Below are 19,893 nucleotides of genomic sequence, written 5' to 3'. Positions count from 1 at the left end.
TGACGTGCGTATAGCCCTGCTGTCCTACCGCAGTAAGACCCACTGTGGGGGGCAGGGCGTCTACGTGCGCTACCTCAGCCGGGGCCTGGCGGAACTGGGCCACGAGGTCGAGGTGTTCTCGGGGCAGCCCTATCCCGAGCACCTCGACCCGCGCGTGCGGCTCACCGAGGTGCCGAGCCTGGACCTGTACCGCGACGAGGATCCGTTCCGGACCCCGGCGCTCGCCGAGATCCGGGACGGGGTCGACCTGCTCGAGCTCGCCACCATGTGGACGGCGGGTTTCCCCGAACCGCGCACGTTCAGCCTGCGGGCGGCGCGCCTGCTGCGCGAGCGCGCGGCGGAATTCGATGTGGTGCACGACAATCAGTGCCTGGGCTCGGGCCTGCTCGACATCGCCGGGCACCTGCCGCTGGTGGCGACGATCCACCACCCCATCACCCGGGACCGGGCGGTGGATCTGGCGGCCGCGCCGTGGCGGCGAAAACCGTTCCTGCGCCGCTGGTACGGCTTCCTCGGCATGCAGCGGCGGGTGGCGCGGCAGATCCCGGAGCTGATCACCGTCTCCTCCTCCTCGGCCGCCGACATCGTCACCGACTTCGGGGTCCGGCCCGAGCAGCTGCGCACCGTGCCGCTCGGGGTGGACACCGACCTGTTCCGGCCCCGGGAACAGCCGCGCGTGCCCGGCCGGATCGTCGCGGTGGCCAGCGCCGACAAGCCGCTCAAGGGCATCGCGCATCTGCTGCACGCCATCGCGCGGCTGCGCGCGGAGAACGGAGCGCGGCCGGGCGGGGACCGCGAACTCGAACTGCGGCTGGTCGCCCGGCTGGAACCGAACGGGCCGACCGAGAAGCTCATCGCCGAACTCGGCCTCGCCGACATCGTCACCGCGGTCAGCGGGCTGTCCGACACCGAACTCGCCGAGCTGCTGGCCTCGGCCGACATCGCCTGCATCCCCTCGATGTACGAGGGCTTCTCGCTGCCCGCGGTGGAGGCCATGGCCAGCGGCACGCCGCTGGTGGCGAGTCGCGCGGGTGCGCTGCCGGAGGTGACCGGCGACTGCGCGGAACTGGTGGAACCCGGCAATGTCGGCGAATTGACCGCCGTACTGGGCGAACTGCTCGACTCACCCGAGCGACGGCACGCGCTCGGCCGCGCCGGACGCCACCGGGCGCTCACCATTTTCAGCTGGGAAGCCGTTGCCGCGCAGACGGTGTCCGTGTACGAACATGCCATTGCCCGTCACGGATCACGCCCGGCGATCGCCGGAATCGGTATCCGCCCCGCCAGCCCCCAGGAGGCGCACACATGCTGACCGTCGACTTCGATCGCCTGGGCGTCGGCCCGGGCACCCGCGTCATCGATGTGGGGTGCGGGGCCGGTCGGCATTCGTTCGAGGCGTATCGCCGGGGCGCGGACATCGTGGCCTTCGACCAGAACGCCGGCGATCTGGCCGAGGTGGAGACCATGTTCGCGGCCATGGCCGAGGTCGGGGAGGCCCCCGAGTACGCCAAGGCCGAGGCGGTGCGCGGCGACGCGCTCGACCTGCCCTACGGCGAGGGCGAGTTCGACGTGGTCATCGCCTCGGAGATCCTCGAGCACGTGCCGCAGGACGGCCGGGCCATCGCCGAACTGGTGCGCGTGCTCAAACCCGGTGGCTCCCTGGCCATCACGGTGCCGCGCTGGCTGCCCGAACGCATCTGCTGGGCGCTCTCGGACAAGTATCACGCGAACGAGGGCGGGCACGTGCGCATCTACCGCGCCGACGAACTGCGCGCCATGGTCACCGCGCGCGGCGTGCGGTTCATCCACAGCTCGCACGCGCACGCCCTGCACGCGCCGTACTGGTGGCTCAAGTGCGCGGTCGGGGTCGACAACGACAAGCACCCGCTGGTCAGCGCGTATCACCGAATGCTGGTGTGGGACATGATGTCCGCGCCCCAGCTCACCCGCACCGCCGAACGACTGCTCGATCCGCTGATCGGCAAGAGCGTGGCGCTGTACTTCGCGAAGCCGGCGGTCCGCAGTGCCGCCCGCTGACCTACCCGAGATCCCCGGGGTCCTGAGCGCCCGCCGGGCGCTGCGCACCGCCGAGGCCATCGCGGCCACCCAGGAACCCGACGGTGCGCTGCCCTGGTTCCCCGGCGGGCACACCGACCCCTGGGATCACCTCGAGAACGCCATGGCGCTCACCGTCGCGGGCCTGTGGGAGCAGGCGCGCGCGGCCTACCTGTGGTCGGCGAAAACCCAGCGCGCGGACGGCTCCTGGCCGATGCAGTTCCGCGCCGGGGTGATCGAGAACCACGACAGCGACACCAATTTCTGCGCCTACCTGGCCACCGGGGTGCTGCACTACCTCGCCGCCACCGGCGACGCCGAGTTCGCGGACGAGATGTGGCCGGTGGTGCGGTCCGGCATCGACTTCGTGCTGGCCGCCCAGCGCGGGCGATTCGGCGAGATCCACTGGTCCGTCACCGATTCGGGCACCTCGGGCGAGGCGCTGCTCACCGGTTGTTCCAGCATCTTCCACAGTCTGCGCTGCGCGCTGGCGCTGGCCGCGCACGCCCGCGATCCGCAACCCGGGTGGGAGGTGGCCGCGCTGCGGCTCGGTCACGCCCTGCGCGCGCACCCCGAGGCCTTCCTGGACAAGGACCGCTACTCCATGGATTGGTACTACCCGATCCTGGGCGGCGCGATCCGGGACCGCGCCGGATACGACCGGATCGCCGCCCGCTGGGACGATTTCGTCGTCCCCGGCCTGGGCATCCGCTGCGTCTCGGATCAGCCGTGGGTCACCGGCGCCGAGACCTGCGAGCTGGTGCTGGCCCTGGACGCCCTCGGCGATCACCGCCGCGCCCTGGAGCTGTTCACGAACATGCAGCATCTGCGCGAGGCCGACGGCTCCTACTGGACCGGCCTGGTCTTCGCCGACGGCAAACGCTGGCCCGAGGAACGCACCACCTGGACCGCCGCCGCGATGCTGCTGGCCGCCGACGCCCTGTCCCGAACCACCCCCGCCAACAACATCTTTCGCGACCTGCTCCCCCCGCCGACGATCACCACCCGCACCTGCGACTGCGCCGCGACCCTCCCGCGCGCCTGACCCCCGCACCGCCGACCGCCGAATTCTCGGTGTCCGCACCCTGATTCGCGGTACCACCGGAATCGGCGAGCCGATCGGGTGACGGCAGGTTCCCGTGTCCGGGCGCGATGGAGCGGCAGCAGCAGCGGATGGCCGCGCCGGGGCACCGAGCATGGTGGCCTGCCCGTTCACCGCTACAGGCTTGTCTCGCCGAACTCCGCTCGGGGCCGGGTCGGCGGTGCAAGCGGGATAGACGGGGCCCGGCATCGCGGTGGCAACCGAAATATCCCGCCTGCCACCGCGTGCGCCGCGCCGACGTCCGGGGCGGGTACGGCGCGCCCCGCGAGGTTCGCGCCCGCGGCCCCGAACCCGCCCTGCGACGTCGGTGATGGCGGTTATGCTCGCGCGGTGGGTGGCGTGATCGGCGGGCCGGAACACTCGGGGCCCGAGCAGAATTCGAGAACCTCGGCGGCGTCCGCCGCCCCGAACGGGTCCGGGTCCGCTACCCGGACGGCTACCGCGCAGGAATTCGGCCCGCTCGCGCCGATGCCCTTCCTCCTCGACCCGGACGCGGTGTTCGTGGCCCGCGCGAGCACCCCCGAACTGCTGGCCGCGGCCGGGATCGCGTACTCCTCCGGACGGCTCGCCCGCTGGTCGACGGGCGCGGCGATCCTGACGGTGGTCTGCCTGTTCCTGGCATCGCTGTGGGGAACGATCGGGGCGGGCATCGGCGTGGCCGTCTGCGCGCTGCTGTGGCTGCGGATGCCCGGGCGCAAGCGCCGGCTCGCGCGGTCGGAAGCGTTCTGGCAGACCCTGTCCGGGGCGGGCACCGTCATGGCGACGCGGTTCGGCCCGGAGTCCTTCGACGTACAGATCGGGGACGGCCATCACCGCCGGGTGCGGTACGCGGACATCACCCGGCTCCGGGTGGACGAGCGCACGGTGCTGTTCACCCAGGACGACCTGCTGCACGCCTATCCGCGAGAGTTGTTCCCGCAGGACGTGATCGACCTGCTGGCCGTGGTCGCCGACGGCGTGCCCGACCAGGCCACCCTGCCCCGCCCGCCGCTGCCGCCGATCCCGCCGCTCGAACGGCCGACCGCGACCTTCGTGGTGCGGCCCGGCACCGCGCTGCGCATCGCGGAACGGCTCGAGCGGCAGCGGACCCAGGGCCTGCGGACCCTGCTGCTGGTGGTGGCGGTGCCGTATCTGCCGCTGCTGTGGTACCTGCGCGGCTGGACCGCGCTCGGCATCGCGGCCGCCGTGCTCGTTCTGCTCGTGCCCGCCCGAATGCTGCACGCGCGCTACACCGTTCGGCGCGTGACAGCCGAACTGGAGCGGGACATGCCGCCCGGCACGCGGATGGCGACCCGGTTCGGCCCCGACGCCTTCGACATCCACATCGGCCCGCGCCGCACCCGTTTCCGCTACGACTGGCTCACGAACGTGGCCGTGCTCGACGGCGTCGTGCGGATCGACAGCACCCTGTGGCAGAGCTACCCCCGCGAACTGTTCCCGCCCCGGGCGCTGGCGTACCTCGACGCGATGCGACCGCGGCCCGAACGCACACGCCGCGAACGGAACTGACCGCCGCGCATCGCGCCGTCAGTTGCAGGCGGCGGTGCGCTGCAGGATTCGCAGCGAGCCGGTGACCGAGAGCTCGCGGAACTTCCCGCTGTCCATGGCGCGGCGATAGATGTTGTAGGGCGCCTGCCCGCCGTCGGCGGGGTCGGGGAAGACGTCGTGAATCGCCAGCAGGCCGCCGCCCGCCACCCAGTGCGCCCAGTTGTCGTAATCGCGCTGGGCCGCTTCCTCGGTGTGCCCGCCGTCGATGAACAGCAGGCGCACCGGGGTGCGCCAGGTGCGCGCGACGGTGGCCGAGGAACCGATCACGCCGACGACGGTATCGGTCAGCCCCGCGCCGACGATGGTGCGCCGGAAGGCCGTCACCGTGTCGAACACCCCGGTCTCCGGATCCACCAGCGTGGTGTCGTGATACTCCCAGCCCGGCTGGTGTTCCTCCGAACCGCCGTGGTGGTCGATCGTGTAGACAACCGCCCCGGTCTCGCGGGCGGCCGCGCCGAGATAGACGGCGGATTTGCCGCAGTACGTGCCGATCTCCACGATGACGCCGTCCCCGGCGTAGGTCCGCGCGGCCTCGTACAGGGCGAGCCCCTCGTGCGCCGGCATGAATCCGCGCGCCCGCTCGGCATAGTCGAGCAGTTCGCGGGTCGCGTCGGAAACTTCGGCCTGCGTCATTCGAAAACCTTTCTGCGGCAACGGGATCGATACACAGCGCACGTCACCGCATTGCCCGGCGAGCTGACCGATAATAGCATCCAGACACGTGTCTGATTACCCTTCCGCCCGCTGGTCGGCGAACATGGAGGCCGTGAACACCGAACCTGTCAGCATGGAGGCGACCCGGCGCCGGCTCACCGAGAAGCAGGCGGACACCGTCGATCGCCTCACCCGGGCCGCGATGGACGTGCTCGCCCGCGAAGGTTTCGCCGGGCTGACCGTGCGCATGGTCGCCGCGGCCGCCGGTGTCGGCACCGCCACCGCCTACACCTACTTCTCCTCCAAGGAACACCTGGTGGCGGAGATGTTCTGGCGGCGCCTGGCGGCCACCCCCGCGCCGGAGGGCACGGACGAGGACAGCACCGCGCGCACCCTGGCGGTACTGCGGCAGATCGCCCTGCTGGTCGCCGACGAACCCGCGCTGGCCGGCGCGGTCACGAGCGCGCTGCTGGGTACCGACCCGGACGTGGCGCACCTGCGCCTGCGGATCGGCAACGAGATCCGCAGGCGGCTCATCGACGCGCTCGGCGGCACGCCGGACATGGAGATCGTCGAGACGCTGGAACTGCTCTACGCGGGCGCGCTGGTGCGCGCGGGCATGGGCTACGCCTCGTACACCGAGATCGCCGAACGGCTCGAACAGGCGGCCACTCGCATCCTGGCCGGCTGAAGGTCAGAGCGCCGCTTCGATGGCGGCGATGACGCTCGGGTCCTTGGGCTCGGTACGCGGGCGAATGCGCGCGAGCACCGCGCCGTCGCGCCCGATGAGGAACTTCTCGAAGTTCCACTGCACGTCACCGGCGGCGCCCTCGGCATCGGCGGTCTCGGTCAGCTCGGCGTACAGCGGGTGCCTGCCCTCGCCGTTGACCTCGGTCTTCTCCAGCAGCGGGAAGTCCACGCCGTAGGTGGTGGAGCAGAACTCGGCGATCTCGTCGGCGGTGCCGGGCTCCTGGCCGAGGAACTGGTTGCTGGGGACGCCGATGACGGTGAACCCGCGCCCGCCGTAGGCGTGCTGCAGTTCCACCAGGCCGGTGTACTGCGGGGTCAGGCCGCACTTGGAGGCCACGTTGACCAGCAGCACGACCTTGTCACCGGCCAACTCGGCCAGCGTGGTGGGCTTGTCGGACAGCGTGCGCAACGGAATTTCGCGAAGAGTGGTCACGACAACGAATAGTAGAACGAGTTCGGTACCCCGGCCCGTCTCGGTCGTCGCGCCGGGCGATCAGCCGTAGTGCACGCGCCAGTGTTTGATCCCGTTGATCCAGCCGGCCCGCAATCGTTCCGGCGGCGCGACCTCGCGCAGATCCGGCATGGCGTCGGCGATGGCGTTGAACATGAGGTCGATCTCCAGTCGCGCCAGATTCGCGCCGACGCAGAAGTGCGCGCCGGTCCCGCCGAATCCGACGTGTGGATTGGGATCGCGCAGCACATCGAAGCGGAAGGGATCGTCGAACACGGCCTCGTCGAAATTCGCGGAGCTGTAGAACAATCCGACCCGATCCCCCGCGCGGATACGCTGCCCGCCGAGTTCGGTGTCGCACTGCGCGGTGCGCTGGAACGAGGTGACCGGGGTGGCCCAGCGCACGATCTCGTCCGGTGCGGTACGCGGGCGCCGCTCGCGATACAGCTCCCACTGGCCGGGATTGTCGACGAACGCCTTCATGCCGTGCGTGATCGCGTTGCGGGTGGTTTCGTTGCCCGCCACCGACAGCAGGATCACGAAGAATCCGAATTCGTCCGAGCCCAGCGCCTCACCGTCGATATCGGCGGTGACCAATTGGGTGACGATGTCGTCCATGGGCCGGGCCCGGCGCTGTTCGGCCAGGTTGTAGGCGTACCCGAGCAGTTCGGCGTTGGCGGTCATGTTCGCGCCGGCGAATTCCGGATCGTCGTAGTTCAGCAGCTGATTCGACCAGGCGAAGAGTTTGTGCCGATCGTGCTGCGGCACCCCGAGCAATTCGGCGATGGCCTGCAGCGGCAGTTCCGAGGCCACCTGTTCCACGAAATCGCCGCCGCCGCTCGATTTCGCCTCGGCGACAATGGCTCCGGCGCGCTCGGTGAGCGCCCGGCGCAGTCCTTCGACCGCGCGCGGGGTGAAACCCTGCGAGATGATGCGCCGAATCTTGGTGTGCTTGGGCGGATCCATGTTGACCAGCAACGCATTCCGGGACAGCTCCAGCTGTTCGGGTAGCGAATCCGCGGGCATTCGAATGATCGCGCCCTTTTCGTGCGACGACCAGATGTCCGGTCGCCGCGATATCTCCTTGACGTCCTCGTGCCGGGTGATCGCCCAGTAACCGGAATCGTCGAAGGGGGCGGCCTGTTCGGGGGTCTGCGCGTTCCACCACACCGGCGCGGTACGCCGCAGCGCCGCGAACTCCTCGACGGGGCTGTGATCGGCCCAGAGTGCGGGATCGGTGAAATCGAAGCCGGCCGGTAGCGATGGAACAGACACTGTTCCTCCTCGGGCATCTTGCCGCAATGCGCACGAAATTGTAACGTGTTTCACACTGATTGAACCACGCGCACGTGACGTGGAACACGGTTTCGACGGGCGCGCCTTCTTCCGCCCGCGCCACCCGGAAGTCAGCTATCTCCCAGCACTCCTAGAACCTGTTACCGGACAAACGTACTGGGATACTTCACGCCCTGAAGTCGACCTTGTGGCTGGACATGATGTCCAGTCTGGGCACAGACTAGAACTTGTTCTACAGTGACCGCAGGCACACTCGAGGATGAGGTAACGAACAATGACCGCTTCTGCGCGCAACGCGGACGCCGCAAACGAAGCCGATTACGTGGTCGTGGGCGCCGGTAGCGCCGGCGCCGTGGTGGCCGGACGTCTCGCCGAGCGCGGCGCCAGCGTGATCCTGTTGGAGGCCGGCCGCAAGGACAACACCCGCATGGCGACCATGCCGGGCGCGATCAGCATGGTGCACACCGTCCCGCAGCTGAAGCACCGCGTGACCTGGACCCAGGTCTCCACCCCGCAGAAGTTCGCCAACAACCGCAAGGTCCCGATGACCCGCGGCAAGATCCTCGGCGGATCGAGCTCGGTCAACGGCATGCTCTACGTCCGCGGCAACCGGGCCAACTTCGATTCCTGGGCCGCCGAGGGCAACACCGGCTGGAGCTACGACGAGGTTCTGAAGTCGTACAAGAACCTGGAGAACTGGCAGGACGGCGCGAGCGAGATGCGCGGCGCGGGCGGCCCCATCCAGGTCACCCGGCAGCAGGAGCTGACCCCGATCGCGCAGGAATTCATGGTCGCGGCCTCCGAGACTCTCGGCGCGCCGATCATCGAGGACTACAACGGCGAGTCGCAGGAAGGCATCTCGATCTTCCAGCAGAGCGTGCGGAACGGTCTGCGGTACAGCTCTTCCCGCGCCTTCATCACCGAACGCCCGGACTCGGGCCTGAAGGTGATCACGCACGCGCACGTCACCCGCGTCGTCATCGAGAACGGCCGCGCCACCGGCGTCGAGATCGCCGAGAAGAACGGCAGCCGCCGCATCGTGCGCGCCGCCAAGGAGGTCATCGTCTCCGGCGGCGTCATCGGCTCGCCGCAGATCCTCATGCTCTCGGGCATCGGGCCGGCCGCGCACCTGCGTGAGCACGGCATCGACGTGATCGCCGATCTGCCCGTCGGGCAGAACCTGCACGACCACCTGTTCGTGCCGATGACCTACGTGTCGAAGAAGGCGCTGCACCGCGGCATTCCGACCCACTTCGCCAGCGGCATCCTGCAGGAACTGCGCAGCCCGGGCAGCTCCTGGATGGGACGCACCGTGTTCGAGGCGTGCGGCTTCGTCAAGACGAAGTTCGCCGACGGCGACTACCCGGACATGCAGATCCACACCCTGCCGTGGAGCTACCCGACGCCCAACCAGGACGAGGACAAGCTGCACCTGGTCGATCGCCGGCCCGCCTTCACCATCTTCCCGAGCCTCATCTACCCCAAGAGCCGCGGCGAGATGAAGCTGAACTCCAGCGATCCGTTCGCCGCCCCGTACATCGACCCGGGCTACCTGAGCGACCCGCGCGACACCGAATTCCTCATCGAGGGCATCCGGATGATCCGCGAGATCATGGATCACTCCGCCATCAAGAGCAGCTGGACCGAGGAGCTCGCCCCCGGCGACTCGCTGCGCGACGAGAACGCGCTGCGCGCCGAACTGCCCAACCGGGTCCACTCGATCTACCACCCGGTCGGCACCTGCCGCATGGGCGTGGACGAGCGCGCGGTCGTCGACCCGACGCTCAAGGTGCACGGCATCGAGGGCCTGCGGGTCGCGGACGCCTCGATCATGCCGAGCATCACCGGCGGCAACACCAACGCCCCGAGCTACATGATCGGCGAGAAGTGCGCCGAGTTCATCGAGGTGTAGGTCCGGGCGTCGCCGTGCGGCGCTGAAACCGCGGCGTCGTGGTGCCGTTTCTTCCCTTGCCACTACGACACCGCTCCGCCGCGCCCTCGCGCCCGGATTCCGGGTGCGGGGGCGCTGCCCTTCCGGAGGAACGATGGCTGCCCTGCCCATCGACGTGTGGCTCAACGCCCCACTCGCCGAATCCGCCGCGCGCGCACGGCGATTGCGCGAACTCGGGGTGGACGGCGTCTTCACCTTCGAGGGCGCGCACGACGTCTTCGCACCGCTCACCCTGGCCGCGGCCGCCGAGCCGGGGCTGGACGTCATGACCAACGTGGCCATGGCGTTCCCGCGCAGCCCGGTGCACCTGGCGCACGCCGCGTGGGATCTGCACGAGCTGTCCCGGGGCGGATTCCGGCTCGGGCTCGGCAGTCAGATCCGCACCCACATCGAACGGCGCTACGGCAGCGTGTGGTCCGAACCGGTGGAGCGCATGCGCGACACCGTCGCCGCCGTGCAGGCGATCCTGCACGCGTGGCAGAGCGGGGAGCGACTGCGCCACGAGGGCAAATTTTGGCGGCACACCCTGATGCCGCCGCAGTTCGATCCGGGCCCCAACCCGTACGGACCGCCGCCGGTGCTGGTCGGCGCGCTCGGCCCGCGCATGACCGAGATGGCCGCGCAGGTCGCCGACGGTTTGCTGGTCATGCCGTTCAACACCGAGCGGCACTTCCACGAGCGCACCCTGCCCGCGGTCGCCCGCGGCCGGGCGGGCGCGGACCGGCCGTTCCAGATCATCGCCGAGGCCATCTGTGCCATGGGCGATTCCGCGGCCGAGATCGATGCCGCGCGCCGGGCCGTGCGAAACCTGCTGGCGTTCTACGGTTCCACCCCCGCCTACCGTCCGGTCCTCGAGGTGCAGGGCTGGGCGGACCTGCAGCCCGAACTCAACGCGCTCTCCAAACAGGGCCGCTGGCAGGAGATGTCGGCGCTGATCGACGACGACATGGTCGACGCCCTCACCATCAGCGGCACCCCGGCCGAGTGCGCCGCGACGATCCGCGCCCGCTACGGCGACCACATCGCGCGCGTCTGCTGCTACTTCCCGGGCTATCCGGTCCGGGACGAGACCATCGCCGAACTGGCCGCGCTGCTGCACCGGGAGTGATCCCGGGCCCGCGCAAACAAATGCCCCGGACCCGCAGACTGCGCGGGCCCGGGGCGCTCTCTCGTTCCGTGCCAGTGGATTTCGTACGACATCACGGTGCTACCTCGTCACATCACCCCTCAGCCGATCACTATCGGATGGGGCAATTCGTAGAGGCTGCGCCGGCCGGTCATATCGGTGACGACCAGCCGCGGCAGATGCGGCCCCCGCTCCCGATAGACGTGTGCGACCGTCGGCGCGGTGGTGATCACCCGATCACCGTCCCCGAAATGCCATTCGTACCGGCGTATCGCGCCGCCCGCGAGCGCGGCGTCGAAGTCGATGGTGGCCCCGATCGGGCCGGTGTCCCGGGTGGCGGCGAAGCCCTCGCCGCCCGGCCCGCCGCCGCCGAACCAGTCGCGTACGCGGGGGTTCAGCAGGAACGCGTCGGCGTACTGCTGCGCGCCCCGCACATCCCGCCGCGCGCTCGCCTCGGTGCGGCACTGCGGCGGGAGTTCGCTCCACTGCGGGCAGGCCAGCAGGCGCAGCGAGACGGCTTCGTCGCCGAGCGGATTCATCCACGGCGCACCGCCGTGCAGATCGGTGTCGGCGGTGGAGAGTCCATCCGCGGCGACGGCGAAGGTCCGGCCCGCCTCGGCGTTGGCCCGGGCCGCGGCCTGGCGGAAGACCTCCGCCGAGGACCGCACGAATTCGGACCACCGCCGGTGCAGGCCGTCGGGCCCGTCCTCGGTGTCGTGTCCGTGAAAGTAGTTGCCCACCATGACCTTCGGGCTGCCGGGCAGGCGATGCGCGGCGGTGATGGCGGCGGCCATGCCGCGCCCGCCGTAACCGTCCTTGGCGCCGCTGAAGTAGGGCACGTGCGCGGCGGGGTTCTCGGGTTCTGCGCCTTCGCCCCCGCATTCGCGGCGCACGGCCGCGTCCAGATCCTGGGTGCCGGGGGTGACGCCGACCGGAATGCCGAAGAGCGGATCGAGATCGTTGATGCAGCCGGTCAGCAGTACCAGATCGACGCTGTAGTCGTGCGTTCTCGCGTCGTCCGCGGCCTGGGTCAGCTGGCAGAACACGTCCGGCATCAGATCGCCGCCGGCGGGCGGGCAGGCGCTGTCGTCGTTGCCCGCCGGCAGGTCGGGGGCGTCGAGCACCGCGCCCGGAACCGAGTAGTCGTGGACCCGCGCCCCGCGCCCGGTTCTACTGCCCAGGGTCTCGGCGGTGAGGTGGGCGAACTTGCGGTCCCCGCCCAGGCCCTGTCCCCAGGTGACCGCGTCGCCGATGGACACCACGTGCAGCGGACTGCATTCGCGGCTCACCCGCAGGTTCCACGGTTTGCCGTAGTCGCCGATCCGGCCGCCGGGAATCCGGGCGCGGGCGTCGATGCGGAGCAGGCCGTCGGCGGGCAGTTCCTCGGGGCGGATGTCGAACCCGACGGTCACCACCTCGCTGCCGGCCGGGGTGATCCCGCTGCGCAGGGGTTGTTCACCGGCCAGGATGCGCCATTCCAGCTCGGCGGCGGTGAGCACGCCCGGCGGATAGAACACCGCGGCGGTGCCGCGCACCGGGCCGCCGCACGGTCGTTCCGCCGCCGTGGTCACGTCGATGACGAGCGGATGGTCGGTGCCGGTGTCGGCGCGGGCCACCGGCCCGCCCAGCACCACCGCACCGGCGAGCCCGGGCAGCATCGCCGCCCGGCACCAGCGGGATCGCCACAGCTTCACACGCGCCTCCTGGAGATCTGCAACTCAACAGCAGACATAGTGAACCGAGGCCGCGCGACACACGAAAGGCTCGCCGAGCTGGCCGAATTTAGTCACTTTTACCGGCGTTTCTGCTAGACAAATGGGATGAATGCGAGAAACCTCACGCTCGCGACATTGGCCTTCGCCCTGACCTTCTGGGCATGGAACCTCATCGGGCCGCTATCCGGTAGTTACACAGACGATCTCGGGCTTTCGCCCGGGCAGACGTCGATGCTCGTCGCCACGCCGGTGCTCGTCGGGTCGCTGGGCCGCATTCCCGTCGGCGTGTTGGCCGACAAGTTCGGCGGACGCCTCATGTTCGCCGTGATCTGCTTCGTCTCGATCATTCCGACCCTGCTCGTCGGATGGTCGAATTCCTATGGCGCACTGATCTTCTGGGGCTTCTTCCTGGGCATCGCGGGCACCTCGTTCGCGATCGGCGTGCCCTTCGTCAGCGCCTGGTACGAGCCGGCGCGGCGCGGTTTCGCCACCGGCGTGTTCGGCGCGGGCATGGGCGGCACCGCGCTCTCGGCGCTGCTCACCCCGCGCCTGGTCGATCACCTCGGGCGGGCGCAGACCCACATCATCATGGCGATCGCACTCGCCGTGATGGGCGTGGTCATGCTGCTGTTCAGCCGCGATTCCCCGGACTGGTCCCCGGCCACCGAACCCGCCCTGCCGCGCATCCGGCACGCGCTGAGCCTGAAGGCGACCTGGCAGGGCTCGTTCCTGTACGCGGTGGCCTTCGGCGGCTTCGTCGCGTTCTCGACCTACCTGCCGACGGTGCTGCGCAACGTCTACGACTTCGCGCAGTCCGACGCGGGCCTGCGCACCGCGGGCTTCTCCATCGCGGGCGTGCTGGCCCGCCCCATCGGCGGCACGCTGTCCGACCGGGTCGGCCCGGACCGGGTGCTGGCGGTGTCGTTCGCGGGCACCGCGATCATGGCCGTGGTGCTGGGATTCGAACCGGCGCCCGAGATTCCGGCCGGGGTGAGCCTCGTGCTGATGGCCTTCTTCCTCGGCCTGGGCACCGGCGGCGTCTTCGCGCTCATCGCCAAGCTGGTCGATCCCGCCAAGGTCGGTTCGGTCACCGGCGTGGTCGGCGCCGCCGGTGGCCTGGGCGGCTACTTCCCACCCCTGGTCATGGGCCTGGTCTACAGCTCACGGTCGGACTACACGCTGGGCTACTGGTTGCTCGCGCTCACCGCGCTGGGCGCGTTCGCCTACACCCTGAAGCTGGGCCGCGAGATCCGCACCTGACCGCGGGCGAACCCGGCACGTCCACTGTCCCGGCCCGGGCGGCTCTCGCCGCCCGGGCCGAAACACGCACCGCTCCAAGCGATCCCACCGGAGACGCGCTCACACACAAGACCGGCCCCGCCGCGCGGACGGACTCCGCAAGATCTTGTTAAGGCCGTGCCAAGCACCAACCGACATCGTTGTCGTCAACACCGGAACCCACCGGAAAAAAACCCGGAACCGAAGGAAGACACGACGATGATCGCGAAGCTCGCCGCCGGAATCGCCCTCACCGTTGCGACCGCCGCACTCACGCTCGGCGCGACCGGCACGGCCGTCGCCGCCGATTTCGGCACCCCGGGTCAGACCGTGGTCGCCGCGGCGACCTGCAAGCACAAGAACAGCGAAATCGAGATCACCATGGACGCGCCCAAGGTCTACGCGCAGCCCGGCTACCTGCCCGGCGAGCACCAGACCATCCGGTACCGCACCGTGGTGATCGACGAGGCCCAGGGCACCGTCGCCGCGGTCACCGAGTACTCGACCGGCAAGGCCACCGCCACCGACGCCGCGAAGCTGGATGACGCCAAGGTCAAGGTCCTGCGCAACGACCCGAATCAGTACCACGTCTACCAGCAGATCGAATGGCTCTCCGCCGATCAGGAGAACCCGCTGGCCGAGCTGAACGTCGAGGCGACCAGCTACGCGATCAAGGACGGGCGCACCCTGCTCGCGACGCTCGCGGTCTGCAAATAGGAGCCACCACCGGGGTGGGAGATGCTGCACCCGGCCCGTCCACGAGGGGTGCCGGGCCGGGTTCAGCGAATCGCGTCCCCCGTACGAGAGAGATGTCCTGCCGCGAAGGGGGCGGCAGGCCGCGAAGAACCCGTCCGACCTGGCCACGAGGGGTGTCAGGCCGGGCGGGTTCTTTGTCATGCCGAGCTAACGATCGGCGATCTTGTTCTGCCATTCCTGGCCGATTCCGCCCGCGGCGGCGCATCATGGAGGTAAGTGCGCCAAGGAGATTGGAGGAGACGATGGAGAGCGTGGTCGTCTTCGTGCTCGCCTGCCTGATCTACTGGTTCGGCCTCATACCCTGACCCCGCGCGGCCGCGCCGGCCGCCACCGATGTTCCCGTCCCGGCCGCCAGGCCGGGACGGTCCCGTACCCGGATCCCGGTTCGCTCGAAACAGACTCCAGCGGCCAAGTTTTCGGGAATCCCGACCGTTACGCGCGAGTAGGCGCGAGCCTCTATACGCTCTTGCGCGGAATACAAGGTGAACCACAGGGGAAACGATGATTCGCATCGGTTTATGGCTCATAGTCCTGGGTTTCGGCTCGGTGTTGCTCCAGGTGCTCGATATGCAATTTGTTATTTTGACCTGGGCAGATGATGTCCAGCCCGTCGCCGGGCTCGCCATCGGAACGCTCGGTCTGATCATCGCCCTGGTCGGCGCGGCGCTACCCAGTTCCAATCGCAACGCTTGACCGCGGCAGCACGCACTCCGCCCCCGGCACCCGAGGCCGGGGGCGGAGTTTTTTCACGCGTGGGTCAGCGCGCGGGCTCGAGCTGCTCGGTCTCGGCCGGAAGCCGCTCGGGGGCAGCGGCTTTCGCGCCCCGCATGAGCACGAACGCGAGGGCGCAGGCGACCAGCACACAGGCCGCGCCGACTCCGAAGGTGGCGGACATGGCGGTGGTGAACGCGTCGCGCGCGGCGTCGACCAGCCCTCCGTCCCCGCTCGCGACGGCCGGTGCGACGCTCTCCCGCGCCGCCTCGGGAGCGGAGTCGGGCATCGATTCGGTGTAGGTGTGCGCGAGCACCGCGCCCAGGATGGCCACCCCGAGCGCGCCGCCCGTCTGCTGAATGGTGTCGTTCAGCGCGGAGCCGACGCCGGCCTGCTCCGGCGGCACCGCGCCCATCAGCGCCCCGATGGCGGCGGGCATGGCCAGGCCCGCACCCGCCCCGACCAGGGCCATGGCCACCGCGGGCAGCCAGAACCCGGAGTCGGCGGTCAGCGCGCACAGCAGTCCGGTGCCCGCCGCCAGGACCAGCAGGCCCGCGATGGTGACGGCCCGCACGCCCAGCTTGGTCACCATCCCCGCGCCGATGCCGTTGAAGACCAAGGCGCTCAACGCCATCGGGGTGAAAGCCAGGGCGGTCTTCATGGGTGAGTAGCCGAGCACGAACTGCAGGTACTGCGTGAGCACCAGCAGCAGACCGGCATTGGCGAAGGTGACCAGCACCAGGGAGAAGCTGGATCCGGTGAAGACTCGGTTGCGGAACAGGTGCATCGGCACCATCGGGTGTTCGGCCTTCAGTTCACGAATCACGAACGCGATCGAACCTGCTGCGGCCAACAGGATTCCGGGCCAGACACCACCGATACCCCGGTGCGGCAGTTCGATGATGCTCCACACGAACGCGGTGGTGCCGAGGATGGACAGCGCCATGCCGGACAGATCCGGCTTCGTCCACGGCCCCTTGGACTCCGGCATCAGCGCGAGCGCGGCGACGATGGCGACGATCGCGATCGGCACATTGAGCAGGAAGACCGAACCCCACCAGAAGTGTTGCAGCAGTACACCTCCCATGACGGGACCGCCCACCATGCCGATCATGGCGACCGCGCTCCAGGCCGCGATGGCCTTCGGCCGCTCCTGCTCGTCGAACACGGTGATGAGGATGGACAGCGTGCTCGGCATGATGAGCGCGCCGCCGATGCCCATGACGACGCGGCCCGCGACCAGCAGTTCGGGCGAGCTCGCGTAGGCCGCTAGCAGCGAGGCCGCCCCGAAGAGCACCAGCCCCAGCACCATGACCAGGCGGCGGCCGAACCGGTCGGACAGGCTGCCCGAGGTCAGCAGCAGGCCGGCGAAGACCAGGATGTACGAGTCGATGATCCACTGGATGTCCTGGGCGCCGGCGCCGAGATCGGTGGAGATCTGCGGGATGGCGACGGTGAGGACCATGTTGTCGATCACCAGCACCAGCGAGCTCAGGCAGAGCACGATCAGGATGAGCCAGCGCTTCGGATCGCGCTGGGCCGCTGACACTTCCGTGGTCGCGGCGGTTTGATTGGCAGTCACGTCGATCCCCTTACGAAGCCTGTCGCCGAACACTGTTCGGCGTTAGCGAACACTGTACGATCTACGTACAGTGTTCGCAAATAGGAACGGTGTTCGGCCTCGCGAACAGCGTTCCGGCGGTCGTTATGCTGACCGCAGTCGACGAAGGAGACAGCCGTGGCCGAGAAGGACCAGCGCTTCGAATCGGTGTGGACACGGGCCGAACCCCGGGGCCGCCGCCGGGAGCAGCCCGCGCTCAGCCGTGAGCAGATCATCACCGCCGCACTGGAACTGCTGGACACCGAGGGCGTCGACGCGCTGAGCATGCGCAAGCTCGGAACGAAGCTGGGCGCCGGGGCCACCTCGCTCTACACGCACGTGGCCAACAAGGAAGAGATCATGGAGTTGGTCACCGACGCGGCCTTCGGCGAGGTGCCCTCCCCCGCCGCCGGGCCGTGGCGCGACGGCCTGCTGACCCTCGCCAAGGACCTGCACGCCACCTTCATGCGGCACACCTGGCTGGCCACCGTGATCGGCGACGTCGGCATGCTCTACCTCGCACCGAGCATGCTGCGCCTCAACAACGACACCCTCGCCCTGCTCGAAGAATCCGGCTTCTCCGACGCCGACGCGGACATCACGCTCACCGTGCTCTGGGCGTACTGCCTCGGCCTGGCCATCACCGACGCGGCCTCGCAGCAGACGATTCGCCGCAGCGGTCTCACCGACGAGGAATGGTTCCGCCGCATATCCCCCGCCGCGGTCGCCGCCACCGGACCGTATCCGGTGCTGCACAAGCGCTACGTGGCGTTCACCGACCAGGCCGCGGAACCCACCCTGGACGTGAGCCGGATCCGGGTGGACGCGTTCGAGACCCAACTGGATCGGATGCTGGACGGGCTCGATCCGGAACTGCGCCGGCGCGCCTGACGGTCGCCCCGATCACGCCGAAATCGCCTCAGCGCGTTGACCATTCCTTGCGGTTGTAGTCCAGGATGACCGGGTGCAGCAGGGTCGAGATCTCCTCCCCCGAGGCCCGGCGATCGGGCGGGAACACCGACGCGGCGGCCAGCGTGGCGGCGTCGAGCGACCGGGTGCGGGCGTGCGGGGCGAGATCGAGCCGGGCCGGGGCCGCGGTCGCGAGCACGAAACCCCAGTCCCCGAAGCTCGGCACGTTCACGTGGTACGGCAGGGTCGAGAGTCCGGCGGCGCGAATCGTCGACTCGATGCACCAGAACGAATGCGGGGCGTAGAACGGCGACCCGGACTGCACGACCGCGGTGCCGCCGGGCGCCAGCGACCGGGCGAGCAACCCGTAGAACTCCCGCGAGTACAGCTTGGCGATCGAGGTCTGATCCGGATCGGGGAAGTCGACGATCACCGCGTCGAAGCGGCAGTCGCACTCGCGCAGCCAGCCGAAGGCGTCGTCGTTCACCACGGTGACGCGCGGATCGTCGAAGGCGTGCCGGTTCAGTTCCGCCAGGGTCTCGAACGAGCGCGCCAATTCGACCATGGCGGCGTCCAATTCGACCAGCGTCACCGACTCGACGTCCGGATAGGTGAGGATCTCGCGCAGCGCCAGCCCGTCCCCGCCGCCCAGCACCAGCACGTTGCGGCGGGACTGCGCCAGCGCGGGATGCACCAGCGCCTCGTGATAGCGGTACTCGTCCACCGAGGCGAACTGCAGGTCGCCGTTGAGGAACAGGCGGGTGTCGCGGGTCCGGAACGGCGAGGCCGCCTCGGTGACGACGATGCGCTGATACGGCGTCTGCTCGCTGCGCACGATGGGGCTCGCGAACAGCGCCTGCTCGGCGGTGGCCTCGAACCGATCGGCGTAGACGTAGCTCACGCCCAGCGCCAGGGCCACCGCCAGCGAGGCCGCCCCGAGCCCGGCGCGCACCAGCGGGCGCAGGTCGCGGGGAAAGACCGTGAACACCAGGATGATTCCGGCCACCGCGTTCACCGCGCCGACCACCAGCGCACCCCGCAGCTGGCCGAAGACCGGCAGCAGGAAGAACGGGAAGGCCAGGCCGCCCAGGAGCGCGCCGATGTAGTCGGCCGCGAACAGATCGGCCACCGCGGACCCCGCGGCCTGGCTGCGGATCCGCTGCAGCAGCACCATGAGAAGCGGAATCTCCGCGCCCACCAGCATTCCGATGACGAGGGCGACGCCGATCAGCGCGCCGGTGTAGATCTTCAGCCAGGCGAAGGCCGCGTACAGCACGAGCACCGAGAAGCCGCCGATCAGCGCGAGCAGCAGCTCGATCGCGGCGAAAGCCGGTGCGGCCCAGCGCTGCAGCGGCTTCGCCGCCAGCGCGCCGATCCCCATGGCGAAGATCATCACGCTGAGCACGATGGAGGCCTGCACGGCGGTGTCGCCGATGAGAAAACTGCCCAGGGTCACCAGGGCGAGTTCGTAGACCAATCCGCAGGAGGCGCAGACGAATACGGTGAGCAGCAGTCCCAGACGCGCCGCTCGCCGTCGCAGCGCCATCTACGACAGGCCGGCGGCGACGACCAGTGCGACCGCGATATGCGTTGCCGCCGAAACCCATACGGCGGGGTTGAGGCCCTCGCCCTCGACCAGCAGCTCGCCCAGTTTGCCGGGGGTCAGCAGATCGAGCAGGACGAAGGCGATCGCCATCACGAACAGGCCGATGAGCCCGTACACCAGGCTGGCGGTCAGGCCGCGGCCGATGCTGCCCTCGGAGGTCCAGATCGCCATGGCCACGATGATTCCCATGGCAAGGACGTTGGACGCCGCGAGCAGCGCGCAGTTCGGATTGCGATCGATCCAGATCTGTTTGCGCAGGTTCCCGGGCGTGATCACGTCGACCAGGACGAATCCCAGCACCATCAGCACGATGCCGACGGCGCTGTAGGCCAGAGCCGCACCGCCGTCGCGGGCCAGATCGGCGAGCATGTGTTTCTCCTCGAAA

The 19,893-nt window shown here is 69.5% G+C and carries 18 protein-coding genes; 11 read left to right on the top strand and 7 right to left on the bottom strand.

What is annotated here, in order from left to right; translation table 11 throughout:
* Positions 1-4: 4 nt before the first annotated feature.
* From ACWDOP_RS27980 to ACWDOP_RS27965, 4 genes are all read left to right on the top strand, one after another.
* Positions 5-1,312: a glycosyltransferase family 4 protein gene (locus ACWDOP_RS27980; RefSeq protein WP_456347421.1), complete on the top strand. Its 1,308-nt coding sequence runs from the start codon at positions 5-7 to the stop codon at positions 1,310-1,312.
* The gene (locus tag ACWDOP_RS27975) at positions 1,306-2,037 is read left to right on the top strand and encodes a class I SAM-dependent methyltransferase (protein ID WP_454204666.1); all 732 of its coding nucleotides are present in this window, start codon (positions 1,306-1,308) and stop codon (positions 2,035-2,037) included. The genes ACWDOP_RS27980 and ACWDOP_RS27975 overlap by 7 nt, the downstream gene beginning before the upstream one ends.
* Complete coding sequence (locus tag ACWDOP_RS27970) at positions 2,024-3,100, top strand: prenyltransferase (RefSeq protein ID WP_456347420.1); 1,077 nt, start codon at positions 2,024-2,026, stop codon at positions 3,098-3,100. The genes ACWDOP_RS27975 and ACWDOP_RS27970 overlap by 14 nt, the downstream gene beginning before the upstream one ends.
* Positions 3,101-3,487: 387 nt before the next feature.
* Positions 3,488-4,666, top strand: coding sequence for a hypothetical protein (locus tag ACWDOP_RS27965; protein WP_456347419.1), 1,179 nt, complete (start codon positions 3,488-3,490; stop codon positions 4,664-4,666).
* A gap of 18 nt (positions 4,667-4,684) precedes the next feature.
* On the opposite strand, the gene ACWDOP_RS27960 is transcribed toward ACWDOP_RS27965, so the two are convergent.
* Positions 4,685-5,338, bottom strand: coding sequence for a class I SAM-dependent methyltransferase (locus ACWDOP_RS27960; RefSeq protein WP_454204663.1), 654 nt, complete (start codon positions 5,336-5,338; stop codon positions 4,685-4,687).
* A gap of 124 nt (positions 5,339-5,462) precedes the next feature.
* Here ACWDOP_RS27960 and ACWDOP_RS27955 point away from each other — a divergent pair, with 124 nt between their 5' ends.
* On the top strand, positions 5,463-6,050 hold the full coding sequence (locus ACWDOP_RS27955; RefSeq protein ID WP_454204823.1) for a TetR/AcrR family transcriptional regulator: 588 nt from the start codon (positions 5,463-5,465) through the stop codon (positions 6,048-6,050).
* A gap of 3 nt (positions 6,051-6,053) precedes the next feature.
* On the opposite strand, the gene ACWDOP_RS27950 is transcribed toward ACWDOP_RS27955, so the two are convergent.
* Positions 6,054-6,518, bottom strand: a complete 465-nt coding sequence (locus ACWDOP_RS27950; protein ID WP_456347445.1) for a glutathione peroxidase — start codon at positions 6,516-6,518, stop codon at positions 6,054-6,056.
* An 84-nt stretch (positions 6,519-6,602) separates the two neighbouring features.
* Complete coding sequence (locus ACWDOP_RS27945) at positions 6,603-7,835, bottom strand: cytochrome P450 (RefSeq protein WP_456347418.1); 1,233 nt, start codon at positions 7,833-7,835, stop codon at positions 6,603-6,605.
* 295 nt (positions 7,836-8,130) lie between these two features.
* Between ACWDOP_RS27945 and ACWDOP_RS27940 the strand changes: the two genes are divergently transcribed.
* Together ACWDOP_RS27940 and ACWDOP_RS27935 are read left to right on the top strand one after the other, a co-directional pair.
* Positions 8,131-9,768, top strand: coding sequence for a GMC family oxidoreductase (locus ACWDOP_RS27940; protein ID WP_456347417.1), 1,638 nt, complete (start codon positions 8,131-8,133; stop codon positions 9,766-9,768).
* Between the two features lie 142 nt (positions 9,769-9,910).
* Positions 9,911-10,915 carry a TIGR03617 family F420-dependent LLM class oxidoreductase gene (locus ACWDOP_RS27935; protein ID WP_456347444.1) on the top strand — a complete coding sequence of 335 codons (1,005 nt, stop codon included), beginning with the start codon at positions 9,911-9,913 and terminating at the stop codon, positions 10,913-10,915.
* Between the two features lie 119 nt (positions 10,916-11,034).
* Here the strand turns inward: ACWDOP_RS27935 and ACWDOP_RS27930 are convergent, their stop codons facing one another.
* Entirely contained in the window at positions 11,035-12,627 is a 1,593-nt protein-coding gene (locus ACWDOP_RS27930; protein WP_456347416.1) for a PKD domain-containing protein, read from the bottom strand.
* A gap of 126 nt (positions 12,628-12,753) precedes the next feature.
* Between ACWDOP_RS27930 and ACWDOP_RS27925 the strand changes: the two genes are divergently transcribed.
* The 3 genes from ACWDOP_RS27925 to ACWDOP_RS27915 all read left to right on the top strand — a co-directional run bounded on the left by ACWDOP_RS27925 (position 12,754) and on the right by ACWDOP_RS27915 (position 15,375).
* Positions 12,754-13,908 carry an MFS transporter gene (locus ACWDOP_RS27925; protein WP_454204659.1) on the top strand — a complete coding sequence of 385 codons (1,155 nt, stop codon included), beginning with the start codon at positions 12,754-12,756 and terminating at the stop codon, positions 13,906-13,908.
* A gap of 237 nt (positions 13,909-14,145) precedes the next feature.
* Positions 14,146-14,643 (top strand): hypothetical protein, encoded by a 498-nt coding sequence (locus ACWDOP_RS27920; RefSeq protein ID WP_456347415.1) that lies wholly within the window; start codon positions 14,146-14,148, stop codon positions 14,641-14,643.
* 540 nt (positions 14,644-15,183) lie between these two features.
* A complete protein-coding gene (locus tag ACWDOP_RS27915; RefSeq protein ID WP_454204657.1) occupies positions 15,184-15,375 on the top strand; it encodes a hypothetical protein in 192 nt (63 codons plus the stop codon).
* A 64-nt stretch (positions 15,376-15,439) separates the two neighbouring features.
* On the opposite strand, the gene ACWDOP_RS27910 is transcribed toward ACWDOP_RS27915, so the two are convergent.
* Entirely contained in the window at positions 15,440-16,975 is a 1,536-nt protein-coding gene (locus ACWDOP_RS27910; RefSeq protein ID WP_456347414.1) for an MFS transporter, read from the bottom strand.
* A gap of 156 nt (positions 16,976-17,131) precedes the next feature.
* Between ACWDOP_RS27910 and ACWDOP_RS27905 the strand changes: the two genes are divergently transcribed.
* Positions 17,132-17,884, top strand: coding sequence for a TetR/AcrR family transcriptional regulator (locus tag ACWDOP_RS27905; RefSeq protein WP_456347413.1), 753 nt, complete (start codon positions 17,132-17,134; stop codon positions 17,882-17,884).
* A 28-nt stretch (positions 17,885-17,912) separates the two neighbouring features.
* Here ACWDOP_RS27905 and ACWDOP_RS27900 read toward each other — a convergent pair whose 3' ends face one another.
* On the bottom strand, positions 17,913-19,448 hold the full coding sequence (locus ACWDOP_RS27900; RefSeq protein WP_454204654.1) for a polyamine aminopropyltransferase: 1,536 nt from the start codon (positions 19,446-19,448) through the stop codon (positions 17,913-17,915).
* Positions 19,449-19,877, bottom strand: a complete 429-nt coding sequence (locus ACWDOP_RS27895) for a DUF350 domain-containing protein (RefSeq protein WP_454204653.1) — start codon at positions 19,875-19,877, stop codon at positions 19,449-19,451. It abuts the gene before it with no gap.
* Between the last annotated feature and the right edge of the window lie 16 nt (positions 19,878-19,893).

This window comes from Nocardia sp. NPDC003693, assembly GCF_053981095.1.
Note: the sequence above shows the minus strand (reverse complement) of the source record. Positions and strands in the feature narration are given on the sequence as shown.